Genomic DNA, 18,271 nt, shown 5'->3' with positions numbered 1-18,271 from the left:
TGCCGCGCGCGGCGCCGGTGACCAGTGCGACCTTGCCATCGACACGAAAGGGGTCGGTAGAGTTCATGTGCAGGGTTCTCCGGTATGGGGTGGTGATTCAGGCCTTGCAAAGAATCTGTGCGAGCACCTTTGCAAGCGCGTCCGCAGGATTTGCTTCCTTGCCGCTGGAGCGGAATCCGACATGGGTATCCGGACGAACCAGGATCGCGCCGCCGTCCTCGACCTGTTTCAGCTGCGCCCAGGTACCGGTCGGATCGGCGTAGTCACCACCCTCGCCGATCACATAGGCATCGATGGTCACGCCGTGTTTCTTCCCGGCGGCTGCGGCGGCTTCCTTCCAGGCCTTGCCCTTGGCATCGGTCAGCAGCACGAAGCGGCCATGACCGGTGATGTCGTGCGTCGAAACCTTGCCGTTTGCGCCTTCCAGCCAGGCATGCGGCAGGCGATGACCGGGGCGCGTGGTGACCACGTAGTTGACGCCCATCGGATCGCGCGCCGGTGCCGGTGTACCGTCGGCCACCACGGCGTTGCCGTCATAGTGGAAGCCCATTTCGAGATCGTGCGCGCAGAACTCCATGCGCTGCGTCTGCAGCACTTCGTGCATGCGCGCGCGAGCCCAATCGCCTTCGTAGCCTTCGGAGATCAACGTGTGGAACGCGCCGGCATTGACCTCCGGCGGCGCGCCCGGAATCAGGCCGAAGCCGGCGTCAGTGACGAAGTGGTTCATGAACGTGAACAGCGCCCACTTGGTGTTGCGTGCGGCCACCGGGCGACGCTCCTGCTCGTAGCTGTCGAGCAGCTTCAGCGAGGCTTCGCCCTTGACCAATGCGGTGAGCTTCCAGGCCAGGTTGTGCGCATCCTGGATGCCGGAATTCAGACCCAGCCCGGTTGTCGGTGGATGGCGATGCGCCGCATCGCCGATCACCACGCAGCGGCCGCCCTGATACTTGTTGGCGAGGATCGCTTCGACGATCCAGTGGCTGACCTTGTGCACGTGGATATCGAGGTCCGGCAGCTTCAGCAGCTCGCGGATGCGCGGCACGATCACGCTCTCGTCGAAGTCGGGATCACCGGGACGAAACGCGAAGTGGAACACCCATTCTTCCGAGCGCCGGTCGTAGTGCGTCGGGCCCATCGCTACCATCGCGCCACTGCCCCAGCCGCCGCCGCCTTCGGGATTGATGAACCAGCGGATCAGCGGCGCATCGTCGTCGATGTGCTTCGACAGGTCCGCCGTGAAATGCGTGCTGACCATGTCGATGAGATTGGTCGGGCCTTCCAGCTCGATGCCCAGCTTGGGGCCGATGGTGCGGCCACGATCGGCGCCGACCAGGAACTGCGAGCGCACCTGATAGGTCTCGCCGCTCTTGAGGTCCTTGATCAGCGAGGTCACGCCGTCGGCGTCCTGCTCGAAGCTCAGCAGCTCGTTGCCGAAGCGTACGTCGCCCGGCGCGCCGCGTTCGGCGAAATCCTTGAGCACAGGCTCCAGACGCAGCAGCGGCAGATTGGCCGACAGCACGGCGCTGTCTCTGGTGTACATGTCATACAGCGCACCACCGCCGAAGGCATCCATGCGGTAGATGGTCTTCTGATCGAGGGGGCCGTCGCCGCCCAGCGAAGTGAGCCAATGCACTTGGTGCATGTTCTCGAACTTGGTGCCGCGCTGGTAGATGGTGTCGGCAACGCCGTACTCGCGGAAGATCTCCATCGTCCGCTGGTTCAGGTAATGCGCCTTGGGCAGATGCGAGGTCGAATCGTGGCGCTCCACCAGCAGCGACTTGGTGCCCTGTGCCGACAGGAAGATCGACAGGCTCAGGCCGGAACCACCACCGCCGCAGATCAGGACCGGCGTTTCGAGGGTTTGCATGTCGTGGCTTCCAGGTAAGAGTTCAGTGAGCCGGCTGCAGGATCTGCTGCAGGGCCTGTTTCAATTCGTGATGCGGATCGGCAACGCCTTGCCTGGCACGCCAGGCGACGATCGCATCCGGGCGCACCAGCAGTGCTCCGGTTTCCTCGACTTCGGACAGCGCCTGCCAGGCGCGATCGGCGTCCAGCGCATCACCATCCGGCGCGATGCGAACCACCCGCAGCGGCGGCTTCAGTTCGTCGGCCAGCTGGCGCGCCGCTTCGCACCACGGCTTGCCCTTGGCGTTGGCGATCAGCACGAAGCTCGCTTTGTCGTCGAGCAGATCATGAGTCGAGATGCGCAGACCATCGCGTTCCAGCCAGGCGTGCGGCAGACGATGACCGGGCCGCGTGGTCGGTACATAGACCGTGCCCCAGGGGTCGCGGGCCGGCGCTGGCGTGCCGTCCGGCACTCGCGCGCCCTGCTCGTAGACATAGCCGAGTTCGACATCGTGGTCGTACATCTCGACACGATGGGTATTGAACACTTCGGCGAGGCGCGCGCGGCGCATGCGGCCGTCCGGCGTGTCGGCGAACAGGCCGGAAATCTCGTTGTCCTCGTCCGGCTGGCCAACCGCTTCATAGACGTTGGCCGGATGGATCGCGAAGATCGAAGCAGCGCTGAGCAGATGATTCCAGTAGCTCGACAGCGCCCAGGCCACGTTGAAAGAACCGATCGGCCGGCGCTCGGCTTCGTAGCTGTCGAGCAGCGCCGCACCCGCCTGCCCGCGCGTCACCAGGGCCAGCTTCCAGGCCAGGTTGTGCGCGTCCTGGATGCCGGTATTCAGGCCCAGCCCGGACGCCGGCGGATGACGATGCGCGGCATCGCCAGCCAGGATCACTCGGCCGAACTGGTAGCGCTCGGCAAGCACGGCTTCGATCATCCAGTGGCTGATCTTGTGAACCTGCATCTGGAGATCCGGCAGCTTCAGCAGTTCACGAATCTGTTGGCTGACCACGGCTTCATCGAACTTCGCCGGATCATCCGGCGCAACCATGAAATGGAAAATCCATTCCTTGCTGTGCCGGCCCCACTTCGCATCGTCGCCACCGGCCGGCACCAGCGCACCGCTGGCCAGCGGGCCGCGGCGCGTCGGGTGAATGAAGAAATGCAGCATCACCCGATCGTCGAGCAGCACTTTCGACAGATCGGCCGTGAAGTGCACGGTGACGTTCTTCGCCAGGCCCGACGGCCCGATCATCCTGTTGCCCAGCGCCTTGCCGATCGTGCGGCCGCCATCGGCCCCGATCAGATACTGGGCTCGCACGGTCGATTCCTCGCCGCTGGTGACATCGCGGATCGTCGCGCTCACGCCATCGGCATCCTGCGTGAAGCCGAGCAGCTCGGTACCGAAGCGCAGACGGCCCGGTGCTCGGGCATCGGCATGACGACGGAAGATCGGCTCGGAGCGGATCAGCGGCAGGTTGGCGCTGCGGCAAGCGCTGTCACGCTCGTAGATCGCGCGCTGCGAGTCACCGCTGCCGCCGATGCCGTCCATCTCGTGGATCACCTTGCGATCGTGCGGGCCATCGCCGCCGAGCGTGGTCAGCCACATCGCACGGCTCATGTTTTCCGGCGGCGTGCCCATCGCGTAGATGTCGTCAGCCACGCCATGCTGGCGCAGGATCTCCATGGTCCGCTGATTGAGGTAATGCGCCTTCGGCAGATTGGCCAGCCTTGTGCTGCGCTCGACGCACAGAAAATCGACGCCGAGATCGGCAAGGAAAATCGACAGATTCAGGCCGCAGCCACCGGCTCCGACGACCAGCACGTCGACATTGATCGTGGTCACAGGTGGCGTTCAGAACACTGGTTCAAGGATTGCTCGCTTCGACTGGCGGCGACATACCAGGCGTTGTTCAGATAGCGCGCAGTGGTCATTAGGCTATTCCGCCAGCGCTTCGCGGACTGTCGCCGAGGCCACCCATTTCTGGATGGTCTCGATCGAATGGCGGAGCAGGAATTCACCATCCTGCAGGATGATCTCGGTCTTGCCGCCGGACTCCATCGCCTTCTGCTGACGTTCCAGATTGCCGACGTCCTCGAGGAAGATTTCCGCCATGCGGCAGCTGTAATGTTCCTGCTGGAAGCGCTGGCGGACGTCGGCCGCAACCGGCGTGTGCATTCTCGCCACCCAGCGCGTGGTGTTCACCGACAGCGGCCAGAACTCCAGGGTGAAGAAGCCGCCGGGCGAATAGAAGATCAGGAAGTTGGGAAACAGCCAGCAGATCTCGGTGGCCCAGTTCGGCACCTTGTTCGGGTTGATCGCCGGATGGTTCTGCAGCGCCTGCATGTCGGCCGCATCGTTGGCGCCCAGCGTGTTGCCGGTATCGATGTTGCTGTAGGCAAGACGCTCGATCAGCGACGATTCCGGCGGCACGTAGTTCGGGTTGCCGAAGGTGGTCATCGTGCGATGGGCGCCGCGCACGTTGCCGCTCAGCGGCCGCGCGTAGCGGTTGCTGTCGTTGGCGAAGGTGTCGCCCAGGGTCGACGGGTGCAGCACCGGCACGTGGTAGGACTCGCAGAAGGCATCGATGGTCACCTTCCAGTTGGCACGCATGCTGGTCACGTCGACGGTGAACGCCTGCGTGGCGGCCGGGGCCGGCGCATCGCGGAAGACTTCACCGAAGTTGCCGAGGAACTCGGTCAGCGTCACTTCCGGCTGCTTCTGCAGGTTGATGAAGATCCAGCCTTCCCAGGTCTCGCAGGCGATCGGCGTCAGGCCGCATTTCTTCATGTCCAGATCGAAGAAGTTGGCACGATCCGGCACGCCGATGCAGTCACCGGTATTGCGATAAGCCCAGTTGTGATACTTGCAGACGAAGCGGCTGCCCTTGCCCGAGGTCTCGTGCACGACCAGGTTGGCGCGGTGCGAGCAGACGTTGTGGAAGGCGCGAATCTGATCCTTGGCATCGCGGGTGATCAGCGCGATGACGCCGCAGATCTCGATTTCCTTGACGATGAAACTGTCGGCTTCCGGCAGCTGCTCGACGCGGCCCATGCACAGCCAGGCGCGGCCGAAGACGCGATCGCGTTCCTGCTCGTACCAGGCTTGGGAAATGTAGGGCGCGATCGGGATCGGCCCGGTGCCGAGGCCATTCGGCACGGTCAGCTTCGGGAATTCGGTGTTCGGCTTCGGCAGGTCAACGACACTCATGGACACTCTCCCCAATCGAGAAATTGCGGCACACGCGATACAGACGCTTGGCGATCACCAGCCTTGCGGCCAGGGTCCCCGGCCGATATGCATACCGTGTGGAAAGGGCGAAGCGGCGGCGCGCGGCTGACCATGGAATTCCACCGCCATCGCCGCGTGCGGCAGCGACAGCAGCAGGCGCAGCAGCCGGGTCGCGTCGTCCGGCATCGCATCGAGCGGAAACTGTTCGAGATACGCCAGGCCTTCATCGGCGCGTGGCACGGCCGCTTCGTAGAAGCTGCGGATCTCGGCCATCGAGGCGCGAGCCCGGCGATCCCAGCGGATGTCGTTGGTCGCGCCTGCCCAGTATTCGACAAAGGGCTCCAGCGCCTCGAAGCCCGCAGGCAAGGAATTGGGCAGCGAAGCCGGCAATGAAGTCTGCATCTGCATCAGCGTCTCCTCTCTCGCAAGGGAACGATCCGCACTCTGTCGGCGCGGTTCGCCGGTAGCTTTGCCGCTCTGCTTCAGCGCGGCTCGGGTTCGACTCGGTTCTCGATCGCGCCCAGGCCTTCGATCTCGATGCGCACCACATCGCCAGCCTTCAGGTAGCGCGGCGGCTTCGACACGGCGCCGACACCGGCCGGCGTGCCGGTCAGCAACAGATCACCCGGTTCCAGGGTCATCGCCTGCGACAGGTGTTCGATCATCGCGTAGACATCGAAGACCATTTCACGAGTATTGGAGTCCTGGCGGACTTCTCCATTCACGGTAGCGCGGATGGCCAGCGCCTGCGGATCGGCGATCTCGTCGGCGCTGGTGATCCAGGGGCCGAACGGGCAATGCGTGTCGAAGGACTTGCCAACCACGAACTGCGAGGTGCGCAACTGCCAGTCACGAACGCTGACATCGTTGGCGCAGCAGTAACCGGCGATCGCGGCCTTGGCCTGCTCGCGCGTGGCATGGCGAACCTTCTTGCCGATGACGATGGCCAGCTCGGCTTCGTAGTCGAGCTTGGTCGAAACACTGGGCAGGTCGATATTGCTGTGAGGACCATTCGCGGAGGTCGTCATCTTCGCGAACCAGGTCTGCACTTCGGGCAGCGCCATGTTCGCTTCGAGCGCGTGATCGCGATAGTTCAGGCCCAGCGCCAGAATCTTGCCGGGGCGCGGAATCGGCGCCAGCAGATGAACATCGGTCAACTTGTGGTCAGGCTGGGTGGCGGCGATCTTGTCCAGATCGGCACGCAGGCCCGACAGTGCTTCCAGCAGGCCGAGCATCGTCTCTGGGGCCTGCGGCAGATGGCGCGCAATGTCGTGCAAGCCATCACCGACTACCAATCCGATCCGTGCCTTGCCGCCGTTCACGGTGTACGTCGCAAGCTTCATCGTCTCTCCTCCAGCGGTCCACTTTGAAAATGGACTCAAGTCTTGTCATCGATTGGCTTGCAACCAGTCACTGGCTGCATGCCCTCGAAATTTGAATTGACCATATGGTAAGAATGTGCAGAATGCAAGCACCCGCGGCACACACTCGGGATGCGACAGGAGAGGAGAAACCATGAACGCAGACAGTCTGGCGACCACGCCGGCGCGAACCCAGGCAGCGGCTCCGGCCAAGGCCCCCAACGGCACAATCGTGCCGACCAAGCTCGCGCATTACGTCATCCGCGCCAAGCATTTCGAAGCGATGCTCAGCTGGTACCGCACGGTGTTCCACCTGCGCACCACCTTCGAAGCGCCGGTGATCGCCTTCCTCAGCTATGACGAGGAACATCACCGCATCGCCTTCCTGAACACCGCGCATCTGCCGAGCCCGGACACGATGCGCACCGGCATCGACCACGTCGCTTTCACCTATGCCGATCTGCCGGCGCTGCTGCACACCTGGCAGCGATTGAAGACCGCAGGCATCGAGCCGTTCTGGTGCATCAACCACGGCCCGACCACCTCGATGTACTACCGCGATCCGGATGGCAACGAGGTCGAGCTGCAGGTCGAGAACTTCGACACGCTCGCCGAATCGACAGCCTGGTTCAGCTCGGCGGCATTCGAGGCCAATCCGATCGGTGTCGATTTCGATCCCGAGGCGCTCAGCGCCAAACTGCACAGCGGTACGCCGATCAACAAGCTGCTGCAGCAGGGCGCAGCACCCGTTGCGCCGGGCAAGGCCTATCAGTTCACGACGCTGCCACCGCCGCCAGGTGCAGCATGAGTAGCTCGGAAAAGACCGCAGCCATCGAAGCCTGCACCGCGCTGTGCAAGGCCTACGGCACGCTGGCCGATGCCAACAAGGCCGATGAGTTCGCTCGCCTCTATGTCGAGGATGGCGTGTTCGATCGCATGGGCCAGCTGATCAGCGGCCACGCGGCGATCCGTGAAGTGATCGCCGGCCGCCCGGCGGGTACCTGGTCGAAACATGTCTGCAGCAACATTCGCATCACCGTCGATGACGATGGCCGGAATGCCTCTGGTGTCGTCGATCTCGACATGCAGCGCGGCATCGCCGGCAACGACGAGGTGCAGCGCCTGCGCGGCATCTATCACGATCGCTACACGCTGACCGCCGAGGGCTGGCGCATCCAGTTGCGCAAGGTCGTGCTGGTTCCTTCCTAGCAGCACTCACGCCGCCATCCGTCTCCCGGATCGCCGTAACTTCGTTCGCTGAACCATGGCGGCCGCGCCGCGGCTTCCGGAGGCTGCTCATGTCCGCAGAAAATCCTCGTGCCCGTGGCCTGTCCACCGTCAGCCTTCCCGATGCCGATCCACAGGAAACGCGCGAATGGCTGGATGCGCTGGATTCCGTGCTCGCGGGCGGTGGCGGTGAGCGTGCGCAGTATCTGATCCAGCAGCTCGAGGCGCGGCTGCGCGATCGTGGCGCCGTGGCGCTGGCGCAGCCGTACTCGTCCTATCGCAACAGCGTGCCACTCGATCAGCAGGGCGCCTATCCGGGCGATCTGGCGATCGAGGAACGGATCGTGGCGATCCTGCGCTGGAATGCGCTGGCGATGGTGATGCGCGCCAACGCCGCGTATGGCGATCTCGGCGGCCATGTCGCGAGCTATGCGTCGGCAGCGGAAATCTTCGAAGTCGGCTTCCAGCATTTCTTCCATGCCCGCAGCGACAGCCACGGCGGCGATCTCATTTACTTCCAGCCGCATTCGGCGCCTGGCGTCTACGCCCGCGCTTTCCTGGAAGGCCGCCTGAGCGAAGACCAGCTCGGCCACTACCGGCAGGAACTCGCCGGCGGCGGCCTGTGTTCGTATCCGCATCCCTGGCTGATGCCGGAGTTCTGGCAGTTCCCCACCGGCTCGATGGGCCTCGGCCCGATCAGCGCCGTCTACCAGGCGCGCTTCCTGCGCTATCTGCGTGATCGCAAGCTCAGCGCCACCGATGGTCGTCACGTCTGGGGCGTGTTCGGCGATGGCGAAATGGACGAACCGGAATCGATCGCCGGCCTCACGCTCGCCGCCCGCGAAAAGCTCGACAACCTGACCTTCATCGTCAACTGCAACCTGCAGCGTCTCGACGGCCCGGTACGTGGCAACGGCCAGATCATCCAGGAGCTGGAAGCGCTGTTCACCGGCGCCGGCTGGAACGTCATCAAGGTGCTCTGGGGTTCGGACTGGGACGCGCTGTTCGCGCGCGACACCGAGCACACCTTGCTGCGCATCTTCGCCAACACGCCGGATGGCGAATACCAGACGCTCGGTGCCAAGGACGGCGCCTACAACCTCGCCAACTTCTTCCTGCAGGACCCGGCGCTGGCCAAGCTGGTGGCGCACATGTCCGATGCCGAGATCGATGCGCTGAAGCGCGGCGGTCATGACCTGCGCAAGCTGCACGCGGCCTTTGCCGCCGCCAAGGCCCACAGGGGCCGGCCCACGGTGATCCTGGCCAAGACCAAGAAAGGCTATGGCATGGGCAGCGCCGGTGAATCGCGGATGACATCGCACCAGGCCAAGAAGCTCGACATCGAAGGCCTGAAGGTATTCCGCGACCGCTTCCATCTGCCGCTGTCCGACGAGGACTGCGCCAGCCTGCGCTTCTATCGTCCGGCCGAAGACAGCATCGAGCTGCGCTACCTGCGCCAGCGTCGTGCAGCGCTCGGCGGTTATCTGCCGGCGCGCCGCACCAGTGCCGATGCCGTACCGGTGCCGGCCATCGACAGCTACGCCGCATTCGCGCTGCAGGCCGACGGCAAGGAGATGTCGACGACCATGGCCGCCGTGCGCATGCTCGGTGGCCTGCTCAAGGACAAGCAGCTGGGCCCGCGCATCGTGCCGATCGTTGCCGACGAAGCGCGCACCTTCGGCATGGCCAATCTGTTCAGACAGGTCGGCATCTATTCACCGGTCGGCCAGTTGTACGAACCGGAAGATGCGTCGTCGATGCTGTCGTATCGCGAAGCGACCGACGGCCAGTTGCTCGAAGAAGGTATCAACGAAGCCGGTGCCCTCGCCTCGTGGACCGCGGCCGCCACCTCGTACAGCGTCAGCGGCGTGCCGATGCTGCCGTTCTACATCTACTACTCGATGTTCGGCTTCCAGCGAGTCGGCGATCTGATCTGGGCTGCGGCCGATCAGCGCGCCCGCGGCTTCCTGCTCGGCGCCACCGCCGGCCGCACCACCTTGGGCGGTGAAGGTCTGCAGCATCAGGACGGCAGCAGCCAGCTGATCGCGTCCACGGTGCCCAATTGCCGCAGCTACGATCCGACCTTCGCCGGCGAGCTCGCGGTGATCCTCGACCACGGCATGCGGCGCATGCTGGAACAGCAGGTCGACGAGTTCTATTACCTCACCGTGATGAACGAGAACTACGCGCAGCCGTCCTTGCCGGCGGATTTGCACGATGCCGTCATCAAGGGCCTGTATCGCTACGGCGGCCAGGCGCCGAAGAAGCCGGTCGCCAAGGTCCGCCTGATCGGCTCCGGCACGATCTTCCGCGAAGTGATCGCCGCCGCCGAACTGCTGGCCCAGGACTGGAATATCGGCTCGGATCTTTACAGCGCCACCAGCTTCAGCGAGCTGTCCCGTGAGGCCGCCGACGTACAGCGCTGGAATCGCCTGCATCCGCTGGAGACGCCGCGTCTCAGCCATCTGGAAACGCTGCTGGCTGGCGACGCGCCGGTGATCGCCGCCACCGATTACGTGCGTGCCTATCCGCAGCTGATCGCACCGTACCTGCAGAGCCGCTTCGTCACGCTCGGCACCGATGGCTTCGGCCGCAGCGATACGCGGCAGGCGCTGCGCCGCTTCTTCGAGGTAGATCGTCACGGCGTGGTGCTGGCCGCGCTCGATGCGCTGGTACGCGATGGAAAGATCAAGGCGAGCCTGCTGGCCGAGGCCATCGCCCGCTACGGAATCGAAGCCGACAGTAGCGCGCCCTGGACGCGCTGAGCGGCAGCGGCAGCAGCATCCATAAAAAAACGAGAGGAGAACTGAAGATGGCGAAAATGAACAACAAAGCGATCATCGTCACCGGCGGCGGCAGCGGTGTTGGCCGGGCCGCGGCGCTGCTGCTGACTGCCGAAGGCGCCCGCGTGATGGTGGCCGATACCAACGAAGCCGGTGGCCGCGAAACCGTGAAGCTCTGCGAGCAGGCTGGCGGCGTGGCGCACTTCATCCGCACCGACATCGCCAGCGAAGCCGAGGTGCAGAAGATGGTCGAGGCCACCGTTGCCGCGTTCGGCCGGCTGGACGGCGCCTTCAACAACGCAGCCATCCCGCAGATCAGCAAGCTGATTCACGAAATGCCGCTGGCCGAATGGCAGCGCGCGCTGGACGTGAATCTCACCGGCACCTTCCTGTGCATCAAGCACGAAGTGAAGGCGATGCTCGCGACCGGTGGCGGCTCCATCGTCAACACCGCCTCCGCTGCGGGTGCGACCGCGTTCCCGATGGCCGCGGAATACGTGTCGAGCAAGCACGCGGTGGTCGGCCTGACCAAAGCAGCCGCGGTGGACTACGGCAGGCAAGGCATCCGCGTGAACGCGATCCTGCCCGGCGCGATCCGCACGCCGATGCTGACCGGCAAGTTCGCCGAGGACCCGAACCTGGAGCCCTATCTGAACTCGGTGCACCCGATCGGCCGTTTCTCCGAGCCGGAGGAAATCGCCGCCGCAGCGGTATGGCTGCTGTCCGATGACGCCTCGTTCGTGCATGGCAGCAGCCTGTCCGTCGACGGCGGCTACATCGCGATGTAGCGAGCGCTTGCAAGGGGCGGCGCTACCCTGCATTGCGCGCAGCATTTCGATGTGCAAGCATATAGTTCACCGGTAAACTATCAGGCGATCATCAAGTGAAAGGCATCGAGCGATTGTCGGCTGTCGAATCGAGCACGCCGCGGATGTCGCGGGCGTTGCCGGACATGCCGATGGCGCCGACCGTGCTGGTCCGCCTGATCCGCATCAGCAGCTTTGGCCTCGGCAACTTCTTCGAGCCGGTGTTCCGCGCACTCGGCACCAGCGAGCACGCCTTCCATGCGCTGTGCTTGCTGGTGGCGAGCGAACAGGGTTCGGCTGCACCCAGCGAACTCAGCGAAATGATCGGCACCAGCCGCGCCAACACCACGCGCATCGTCGAGGAACTGGTGCAGGCCGAACTGGTCACCCGCAGCGTTCACGCCCGCGATGGCCGCCGCCACGAGATCGCGATCACCGCCGCCGGCCGCCAGGCCGTGCGTGACATCGTGCCGAAGATGATCGAACCGCTCGAACGCGCGTTCTCCGGCTTGAGCGCCGAAGAGTTCGCGCTGCTCGACAAGCTGCTGCGCAAGCTGATCGTGTCGCTGGACAACAGTGCACGGGCGATGAGCGCCGCCGCCTGATTTCGCTGGAAACAAACGATTTCATCAGTCCGTCGACGACGATCGACACAACGTGGGGGAGAGTGGAAATGGATGAGAAAACGAGTCTGCGGTATCAGCTGATCAGCGCCTGGTGCGGCCCGGCGTTCGTGGTCACCTTCGTCATCTTCTGGCTGATTCTCGGCCACAACCTGCCGAATCCCTCTCCCAATCTGACGGCCGTGGCGCTGAAGGAGCGTTACCTCGGCAACCTCGGCGAGATCCGCCTCGGCTTCATCATCTCGATGATCACCGTCTGCCTGTACATGCCGTGGAGCTGCGTGCTCGCCGGCCAGATGTCGCGCATCGAAGGCAAGAACATGCCGCTGCTGTCCTACCTGCAGCTGATCGGCGGCGCGCTCACGGTGATGGTGGTGTCGTTCAGCGCGATGTTCTGGGCCGTTGCCGCGTTCCGTCCCGACGCCAGTCCGGAAACTTTCCAGCTGATGACCGATACCGGCTGGTTGTGCATCGATCTGCAGTACGCCTGCACCACCTTGCAGATGGTGGCCGCAGCCCTGGTCGGCCTGGCCGACAAGAGCAAGGTGCCGCTGTTCCCGCGCTGGGTCTGCTATCTGACCATCTGGTGCGGCATCAGCTTCTTCCCGGCCAGCCTCACCGGCGTGATGAAGACCGGTCCGTTCGCCTGGAGCGGCGTGCTGAGCTTCTACTTCCCGTACTTCTGCTGGCTCTGCTGGTACTCCACCGCCAGCATTTTCATGATCAAGGAAATCCGTCGCCGGATGGCCGTCGCCGAGCCGGTTGGCTCCAGCCGTCTCGCGGCTGCCTGATCTAGCGTTCCTGCTCCTTCCCCCGTTCGCGGGGGAAGCTTGGGATGGGGCGGCTGGCTGCAGCGCCCTCTCCCCAGCCCTCCCCCGCTCGCGGGGGAGGGAGTTCGCTGTTCCTTATCCCCGAAGACAATCCACCATGCCAGTCGAGCTGACGGCCCCTGCCTCTGCTGCATCGAAGTCGGCGTTGCGCCTGCCCGGCGATCCCGACATCTGGTTCCTGATCTTTGCCGAGCTGATGACGTTCGGCATGTTCTTCGTCGCCTACGTCGGCTATCGCGCGCTCGAAGTCGATTTGTTCAATGAGTCCCAGCTGTCGCTGGACCGCACGCTCGGCGTCATCAACACGCTGTTCCTGCTGACCAGCTCCTGGGCCGTGGTGACCGCGATCGAATCGGCCCGCAAGAATCAGCTCAAGGCAGTGCCGCGCTATCTGGCGCTGGCGATCGCCCTCGGCGTCGGCTTCATGGTCATCAAGTATTTCGAGTACTCGGCGAAGTTTGCAGCCGGCATCTCGCTGACCACCAACACCTTCTTCAATTTCTATTTCGCGTTGACCATGATCCATCTGGTCCACGTGATCGGCGGCACCATCGTGCTGATCGTGCTCTGGAGCAATGCCCGAGGCGGCAAGTACCACGCCGGCAATACCCGCGGCCTGGAGACTGGCGCCAGCTTCTGGCACATGGTCGATCTGCTGTGGATCTTCCTGTTTCCGCTGCTGTACCTGCTGCGATAACGGAGCCAGCCCATGCCCGCCATCCTGCTCAATCCACACCGCACCTGGCTGATCCTGATCATCGCCACCGCCGCCACTTTCTGGGTGCGCGCCGATGGCCTGGTCGGCATCACCGCTGGCGCTGCCACCCTGGCGATCGCCGCGATCAAGGGCCGCCTGGTGATTCTCGATTTCATGGAACTGCGCCATGCGCCGAACCCCTGGCGCAGCGTCATCAGCGGCTGGCTGATGCTGGTCACCGTGCTGCTGATGGTGGTCTACGCCTTCGGCCCCAGCCTGCTGGCGGGCGTCGACAAGCCCTGATGCTTTTCAACGACGAACAGCGTTCCCTGCAGGAAGCCGCGCGCCGCTTCGCACGCGGTCGGCTGCTGCCGACTTACATGCAGCGCGAGAAGGACGGCGTGACTGATCGCGCGCTGCTGCGCGAGATGGGCACGCTCGGCTTGCTCGGTGTCGATGTCGCGCCTGAACACGGCGGCCTTGGCGTCGATGGCGTCACCACCGGGCTGATTGTCGAGGAGCTGGCCTACGGCGATTTCAACATCAGCGCCATCGTGCTGGTGATGTCGCTGTGTGGCGCGATCATCGCCAAGAATGCCTCGCCTGACGTGGCCGCCGCGTGGTTGCCGCGCATCCCGCGCGGCGACGCGATCCTGGCGCTGTCGATCACCGAACCGGGTGTTGGTTCGGATGCCGGCGCGCTGAAGCTGCAAGCCACGCGCGATGGCGACAGCTACGTGCTGAACGGCGAAAAAGCTTCGACGACCTATTGCGACTGCGCCGACGCCTTCCTGGTCTTCGCCCGCACCGGCACGGTCGAACAAGGTGCGCGCGGCGTCACCGCGTTCCTGGTACCGGCGACCACGCCAGGCATCACGACCACGCGCTATCGCGACGTCGGCAGCCATATGGCCGGCCGCGGCTCGGTGTTCTTCGACCAGGTGCGCGTGCCCGCGGACCATCGGCTCGGCGATGAAGGAAAAGGCTTTTCGCAGGTGATGGCCGGCTTCGATTACTCACGCGCCTTGATCGCGCTGCAGTGTCTGGGCGCTGCGCAGGCCTCGCTTGACGAAGCCTGGGCCTACACCAAGGAACGCGAAGCTTTCGGCGGGCCGATCGCCCGCTTCCAGGGCGTCAGCTTTCCGCTGGTCGAAGGCGAGACCCAGGTCGCCGCTGCCCGACAGTTGTCGTACCACGCGCTGGCGCTGCGCGATGCCGGCCAGGCGCATACCGTGGAGGCGGCGATGGTCAAATGGCTGGCGCCGCGCACCGCCTTCGATGTCATCCACCAGTGCCTACTGACCTTCGGCCATTACGGCTGGACCATGGATCTGCCGCATCAGCAGCGCATGCGCGATGTCATGGGCCTGGAAATCGGCGATGGCACGGCCGGCATCATGAAGATGATCGTCGCCCGCGCTCGCGCCGGACGGGCCGCGACCGAAGAACGCGGCACTGCCGCATGAACGAAGATTTTCGCAATGTGTGATCACGCAGGAAGCTGTACCGAATAGCAGGGTGCCGTGGACCAAGCCCGCAGAGTCGGGCGCGTTCGCGGGAGGAGAAGTGCCCCGTGTCATCGACGGCGAAGGATTCGCCATCGGCGGCAGGTTTTCTGGGGCCAAGGCTGAGGGGAGTGTCTGGGATGGCGCGCCGATCCCGGTGGCCGCGCAAGCGGTCACCGGGCATCCGGTACCAGTCATCAGGCACAAAGCTGCAAGCCGAAAATTGATCATCAGCCGCCACCGAGCGGCATGTACCGGAGGCGCCAGCATGTCGACCCAGGTGCTGTACGAGACACAGGGCGAAGTCGCCCACCCGCAGTCAGGACCCATGGCTTCGAGCAATACGGGCTCAGCGGATGAGACGGTGACCCGCAAGATCTTCTGCGGCGTCTGCGAAGGCTCCTGCGGCCTGGAGGCAACGGTACGCGGCAGCGAGCTGCTCAGCCTGCGCCCAGACCCGGACCACCCGAACACACGCGGCTTCGCCTGTTCCAAGGGGCTCGCCTTCGGCGCCGTGCGCGACGATCCGGATCGCCTGCTGCATCCACTCAAGCGGCAGGCCGATGGCAGCTTTGCCCGCGTTTCCTGGGATCAGGCGCTCGACGAGATCGGCGAGCGGCTCAGAGCCATCATTGCCCAGCACGGCACTGAATCGATCGGCCTCTACCAGGGCAACTCGGTGGCCTGGAATTTCGGCGCCTTCCTGAATCTGTTCGGCATGGCCGGCGCGCTGAAGACCAAGCACCTCTACAGCGCCGCCTCGATCGACATCAACGGCTACTGGGTGATCAGCGAACTGCTCTACGGCAGCAACTTCCTGAACCCGATTCCGGATGTCGCCCGCACCGATTTCATGCTCTGCATCGGCGCCAATCCGGCGGTGTCGCACGGCAGCATGGCCAACATCGGCCGCTTCCGCGACACCATGATGGCGGTGACCCAGCGCGGCGGCAGAGTCGTAGTGGTCGATCCGCGGCGCAGTGAAACGGCGAGCCTGTTCGAGCATGTTCCGATCCGCCCGAATGGCGATGTCTGGCTGCTGGCCGCCCTGCTCAAAGTGATCTTCGACGAGGGTCTGGCCGATCTCGAGGCCCTGCGCGAGCAGACTGCGGGGCACGAGATCCTGCCGCAGCTCCTGGCGCCGCTGGACCTTTCCGCAGCCTCTGCAGCGGCCGGCATTCCGGTCGAGCAGATCCAGCAACTGGCGCGCGACTTTGCCAGCGCGCCCTCGGCCTGCGCCTATGGTCGCTGCGGCATGTCGATCGGCCCGTTCGCCTCGCTCGGCAAATACTTTCTCGATGTCCTGAACATCGCCACCGGCAATCTCGACCGGCCGGGCGGCTGGTGCTTCGGGCGGCCGTTCATCGATCTCGAAACGATGATGCACCGCATGAAGTCCACCGGTTACGACCGCTGGCGGACGCGAGTCGACGACTTCCCCGAAGTGGCCGGCACCTCGCCAGTGGTGAGCATCCCGCGCGAGATCCGCACCCCGGGCAAGGGCCAGATGCGGGCCATGCTGGTGATCGGTGCCAATCCCGCGAGCAGCAGCCCGGCAGCTGGCGAGCTGTGTGCCGCGTTCAGCGAACTCGACCTGCTGATCTCGCAGGACGTCTACATGACTGAAACCAGCCGGCTGGCGCATTACATCCTGCCGCCGACGGTCTGGCTGGAACGCGAAGGCTTTCCGATCTTCACCCAATCGCATGCCGGCGTGCCGCATGCGCAATGGGTGGGGCCGACCGTGCCGCCGCGTGGCGAAGCGCGCGATGACGCCTGGATCATGGATGAGATTTCGCGGCGCATCGGCATCGTGCCGGCGGACTTCCCTGGCGCTCAGCTGCTCGGCAAGCTCGGCCTGCGAGCATCGCCCTCGTTTCTGATGGACGTTGGCCTGCGCACCGGCCCGGAAGGCGACTGGTTCGGGCTGCGGCCCTCGGGCTTGAGCCGGAAGAAGCTGATGGAGCGGAACGGCGCGGTGAAGCTGGCGGATGGCGTTCCCGTTGGCGTGCTGAAGAAGCGCATCTTCACCAAGGGCGGCAAGGTGCAGCTCGATCACGCGCTGATCCGCAAGGAGATGACGCGCATGCTGGCCTTCGATACCACGGTCAGCGACGAGTACCCCTTGAGCCTGATCAGCCTGCGCGAGTTGCGGTCGCAGAACACCTGGCTGCACAACATTCCCAAGCTGATCGCCGGCGATCGGGTGCAGCGTCTGCGCATCCATCCGATCGATGCGGCGCGTTACGGCATCGAGGACGGCGACCCGGTAGAGATCACTTCGCGTGACGGCCAGATCAGCGTGCCGGCCGCGCGGGTCACCGATGAAATGATGCCCGGCAGCGTCGCCCTTCCCCATGGCTGGGGCCATACCGGCGGCTGGCAGCGCGCGGTGGCGGTCGGCGGCTCGGGCTACAACGCCCTGACCACCAACCGGGCCGACTCCACCGATCTGCCCAGCGGCAATGCCACGGTCAACGGCATCGCGGTGCGCGTGCGTTCGCTCAAGTCTTTCGAGGCGGCGGCCTGATGACGTACGTCGTGACAGCGCCCTGCGTGGCGGACTACTCCTGCGTCGAAGTCTGTCCGGTGGACTGTATCCATCCGATGCCTGACGAATCCGGCTTCGACAACACAACGCAGCTATACATCGACCCGGCGACCTGCACCGACTGCGGCGCCTGCGAAGACGCCTGCCCGGTGTCGGCGATCTTCGCGGCGGACAAGCTGCCGAAGCACTGGGCGCACTACGCACGCATCAACGCCGAGCACTTCACGCGCCGCGATGGGGAGCCGGAGCATGTTTGAGCAAGGGCATGAGCGCCCCCTGCGCGTCGCCATCATCGGCAGCGGGCCATCGGGCCTGTATGCCGCCGGTCACCTGCTGGAAACGCCGGCTGGTACCTTCGCCGATGGCCGTCTGAGCCAGCGCGTGCGCAGGTCCGTCGAGGTCGATGTCATCGATCGTTTGCCGACACCCTGGGGCCTGATCCGCGGCGGCGTGGCACCGGATCATCCGGACAAGAAAAAGATCAGCCGGATCTACGATGCCATCGCCCATCGTCCCGGCTTCCGGTTCATCGGCAATGTCCGTGTCGGCGAAACGATCACGCCGGATCAGCTGTCGAGCTGGTACGACGCGGTGATCTATGCCGTCGGCGCGGACGGTGAGCGGCGGCTCGGCATTCCCGGCGAGGCGTTGCCCGGCAGTCACTCGGCGCGCAGCTTCGTCGGCTGGTACAACGGCCACCCGGATTTCAGCGCGCTCGATTTCGATCTGCGCACAGCGCGCGCGGTGATCGTCGGCAACGGCAATGTGTCGATGGATGTCGCCCGCATCCTGCTCAAGCCGGTC

17 protein-coding genes are annotated in these 18,271 nt (G+C 64.7%); 12 read left to right on the top strand and 5 right to left on the bottom strand.

All coding sequences use genetic code 11. The features are described from left to right. Window positions 1–97 precede the first annotated feature (97 nt). From QZY06_RS02315 to QZY06_RS02295, 5 genes are all read right to left on the bottom strand, one after another. A complete protein-coding gene (locus QZY06_RS02315; RefSeq protein ID WP_295679649.1) occupies window positions 98–1,867 on the bottom strand; it encodes an FAD-dependent monooxygenase in 1,770 nt (589 codons plus the stop codon). Window positions 1,868–1,889: 22 nt separating this feature from the next. Then, window positions 1,890–3,698: an FAD-dependent monooxygenase gene (locus QZY06_RS02310; RefSeq protein WP_295679647.1), complete on the bottom strand. Its 1,809-nt coding sequence runs from the start codon at window positions 3,696–3,698 to the stop codon at window positions 1,890–1,892. Window positions 3,699–3,791: 93 nt separating this feature from the next. Next, window positions 3,792–5,063 carry an aromatic ring-hydroxylating dioxygenase subunit alpha gene (locus tag QZY06_RS02305; RefSeq protein WP_295679643.1) on the bottom strand — a complete coding sequence of 424 codons (1,272 nt, stop codon included), beginning with the start codon at window positions 5,061–5,063 and terminating at the stop codon, window positions 3,792–3,794. A 54-nt stretch (window positions 5,064–5,117) separates the two neighbouring features. Beyond that, complete coding sequence (locus tag QZY06_RS02300; RefSeq protein ID WP_295679641.1) at window positions 5,118–5,492, bottom strand: hypothetical protein; 375 nt, start codon at window positions 5,490–5,492, stop codon at window positions 5,118–5,120. Window positions 5,493–5,566: 74 nt separating this feature from the next. After that, entirely contained in the window at window positions 5,567–6,427 is an 861-nt protein-coding gene (locus tag QZY06_RS02295) for a fumarylacetoacetate hydrolase family protein (protein WP_295679639.1), read from the bottom strand. A 172-nt stretch (window positions 6,428–6,599) separates the two neighbouring features. Between QZY06_RS02295 and QZY06_RS02290 the strand changes: the two genes are divergently transcribed. From QZY06_RS02290 to QZY06_RS02235, 12 genes are all read left to right on the top strand, one after another. Further along, window positions 6,600–7,253 carry a VOC family protein gene (locus QZY06_RS02290; RefSeq protein ID WP_295679637.1) on the top strand — a complete coding sequence of 218 codons (654 nt, stop codon included), beginning with the start codon at window positions 6,600–6,602 and terminating at the stop codon, window positions 7,251–7,253. After that, window positions 7,250–7,654, top strand: coding sequence for a nuclear transport factor 2 family protein (locus tag QZY06_RS02285; protein WP_295679633.1), 405 nt, complete (start codon window positions 7,250–7,252; stop codon window positions 7,652–7,654). The genes QZY06_RS02290 and QZY06_RS02285 overlap by 4 nt, the downstream gene beginning before the upstream one ends. Before the next feature lie 89 nt (window positions 7,655–7,743). Next, the gene (gene mdeB, locus QZY06_RS02280; protein ID WP_295679631.1) at window positions 7,744–10,437 is read left to right on the top strand and encodes an alpha-ketoglutarate dehydrogenase; all 2,694 of its coding nucleotides are present in this window, start codon (window positions 7,744–7,746) and stop codon (window positions 10,435–10,437) included. Between the two features lie 47 nt (window positions 10,438–10,484). After that, on the top strand, window positions 10,485–11,243 hold the full coding sequence (locus QZY06_RS02275; RefSeq protein WP_295679628.1) for an SDR family NAD(P)-dependent oxidoreductase: 759 nt from the start codon (window positions 10,485–10,487) through the stop codon (window positions 11,241–11,243). A 95-nt stretch (window positions 11,244–11,338) separates the two neighbouring features. Then, entirely contained in the window at window positions 11,339–11,866 is a 528-nt protein-coding gene (locus QZY06_RS02270) for a MarR family transcriptional regulator (protein ID WP_295679626.1), read from the top strand. Window positions 11,867–11,934: 68 nt separating this feature from the next. Next, a complete protein-coding gene (locus QZY06_RS02265; protein WP_022977365.1) occupies window positions 11,935–12,675 on the top strand; it encodes a hypothetical protein in 741 nt (246 codons plus the stop codon). Window positions 12,676–12,811: 136 nt separating this feature from the next. After that, a complete protein-coding gene (locus tag QZY06_RS02260) occupies window positions 12,812–13,411 on the top strand; it encodes a cytochrome c oxidase subunit 3 family protein (protein ID WP_295679624.1) in 600 nt (199 codons plus the stop codon). Window positions 13,412–13,423: 12 nt separating this feature from the next. Next, window positions 13,424–13,714, top strand: coding sequence for a cytochrome C oxidase subunit IV family protein (locus QZY06_RS02255; protein WP_295679622.1), 291 nt, complete (start codon window positions 13,424–13,426; stop codon window positions 13,712–13,714). After that, a complete protein-coding gene (locus QZY06_RS02250; RefSeq protein ID WP_295679619.1) occupies window positions 13,714–14,877 on the top strand; it encodes an acyl-CoA dehydrogenase family protein in 1,164 nt (387 codons plus the stop codon). Before QZY06_RS02255 ends, QZY06_RS02250 begins: the two co-directional genes overlap by 1 nt. A 307-nt stretch (window positions 14,878–15,184) precedes the next feature. Further along, complete coding sequence (locus QZY06_RS02245) at window positions 15,185–17,446, top strand: molybdopterin-dependent oxidoreductase (RefSeq protein ID WP_295679617.1); 2,262 nt, start codon at window positions 15,185–15,187, stop codon at window positions 17,444–17,446. Then, entirely contained in the window at window positions 17,446–17,724 is a 279-nt protein-coding gene (locus QZY06_RS02240; RefSeq protein WP_295679615.1) for a ferredoxin family protein, read from the top strand. Before QZY06_RS02245 ends, QZY06_RS02240 begins: the two co-directional genes overlap by 1 nt. Then, window positions 17,717–18,271: FAD-dependent oxidoreductase (locus QZY06_RS02235; protein ID WP_295679614.1), on the top strand; the 555-nt coding region annotated here is incomplete at its 3' end. The genes QZY06_RS02240 and QZY06_RS02235, both read left to right, overlap by 8 nt.

This window comes from uncultured Nevskia sp., assembly GCF_903885465.1.
Classification (GTDB): domain Bacteria; phylum Pseudomonadota; class Gammaproteobacteria; order Nevskiales; family Nevskiaceae; genus Nevskia.
Note: the sequence above shows the minus strand (reverse complement) of the source record. Positions and strands in the feature narration are given on the sequence as shown.

Coding starts and splice junctions, on each gene's coding strand:
- QZY06_RS02315 (WP_295679649.1), bottom strand. CDS start 1,867: ATGCAAACCCTCGAAACGCCGGTCCTGATCTGCGGCGGTGGTGGTTCC.
- QZY06_RS02305 (WP_295679643.1), bottom strand. CDS start 5,063: ATGAGTGTCGTTGACCTGCCGAAGCCGAACACCGAATTCCCGAAGCTG.
- QZY06_RS02300 (WP_295679641.1), bottom strand. CDS start 5,492: ATGCAGATGCAGACTTCATTGCCGGCTTCGCTGCCCAATTCCTTGCCT.
- QZY06_RS02295 (WP_295679639.1), bottom strand. CDS start 6,427: ATGAAGCTTGCGACGTACACCGTGAACGGCGGCAAGGCACGGATCGGA.
- QZY06_RS02290 (WP_295679637.1), top strand. CDS start 6,600: ATGAACGCAGACAGTCTGGCGACCACGCCGGCGCGAACCCAGGCAGCG.
- QZY06_RS02285 (WP_295679633.1), top strand. CDS start 7,250: ATGAGTAGCTCGGAAAAGACCGCAGCCATCGAAGCCTGCACCGCGCTG.
- mdeB (WP_295679631.1), top strand. CDS start 7,744: ATGTCCGCAGAAAATCCTCGTGCCCGTGGCCTGTCCACCGTCAGCCTT.
- QZY06_RS02275 (WP_295679628.1), top strand. CDS start 10,485: ATGGCGAAAATGAACAACAAAGCGATCATCGTCACCGGCGGCGGCAGC.
- QZY06_RS02265 (WP_022977365.1), top strand. CDS start 11,935: ATGGATGAGAAAACGAGTCTGCGGTATCAGCTGATCAGCGCCTGGTGC.
- QZY06_RS02260 (WP_295679624.1), top strand. CDS start 12,812: ATGCCAGTCGAGCTGACGGCCCCTGCCTCTGCTGCATCGAAGTCGGCG.
- QZY06_RS02255 (WP_295679622.1), top strand. CDS start 13,424: ATGCCCGCCATCCTGCTCAATCCACACCGCACCTGGCTGATCCTGATC.
- QZY06_RS02250 (WP_295679619.1), top strand. CDS start 13,714: ATGCTTTTCAACGACGAACAGCGTTCCCTGCAGGAAGCCGCGCGCCGC.
- QZY06_RS02245 (WP_295679617.1), top strand. CDS start 15,185: ATGTCGACCCAGGTGCTGTACGAGACACAGGGCGAAGTCGCCCACCCG.
- QZY06_RS02240 (WP_295679615.1), top strand. CDS start 17,446: ATGACGTACGTCGTGACAGCGCCCTGCGTGGCGGACTACTCCTGCGTC.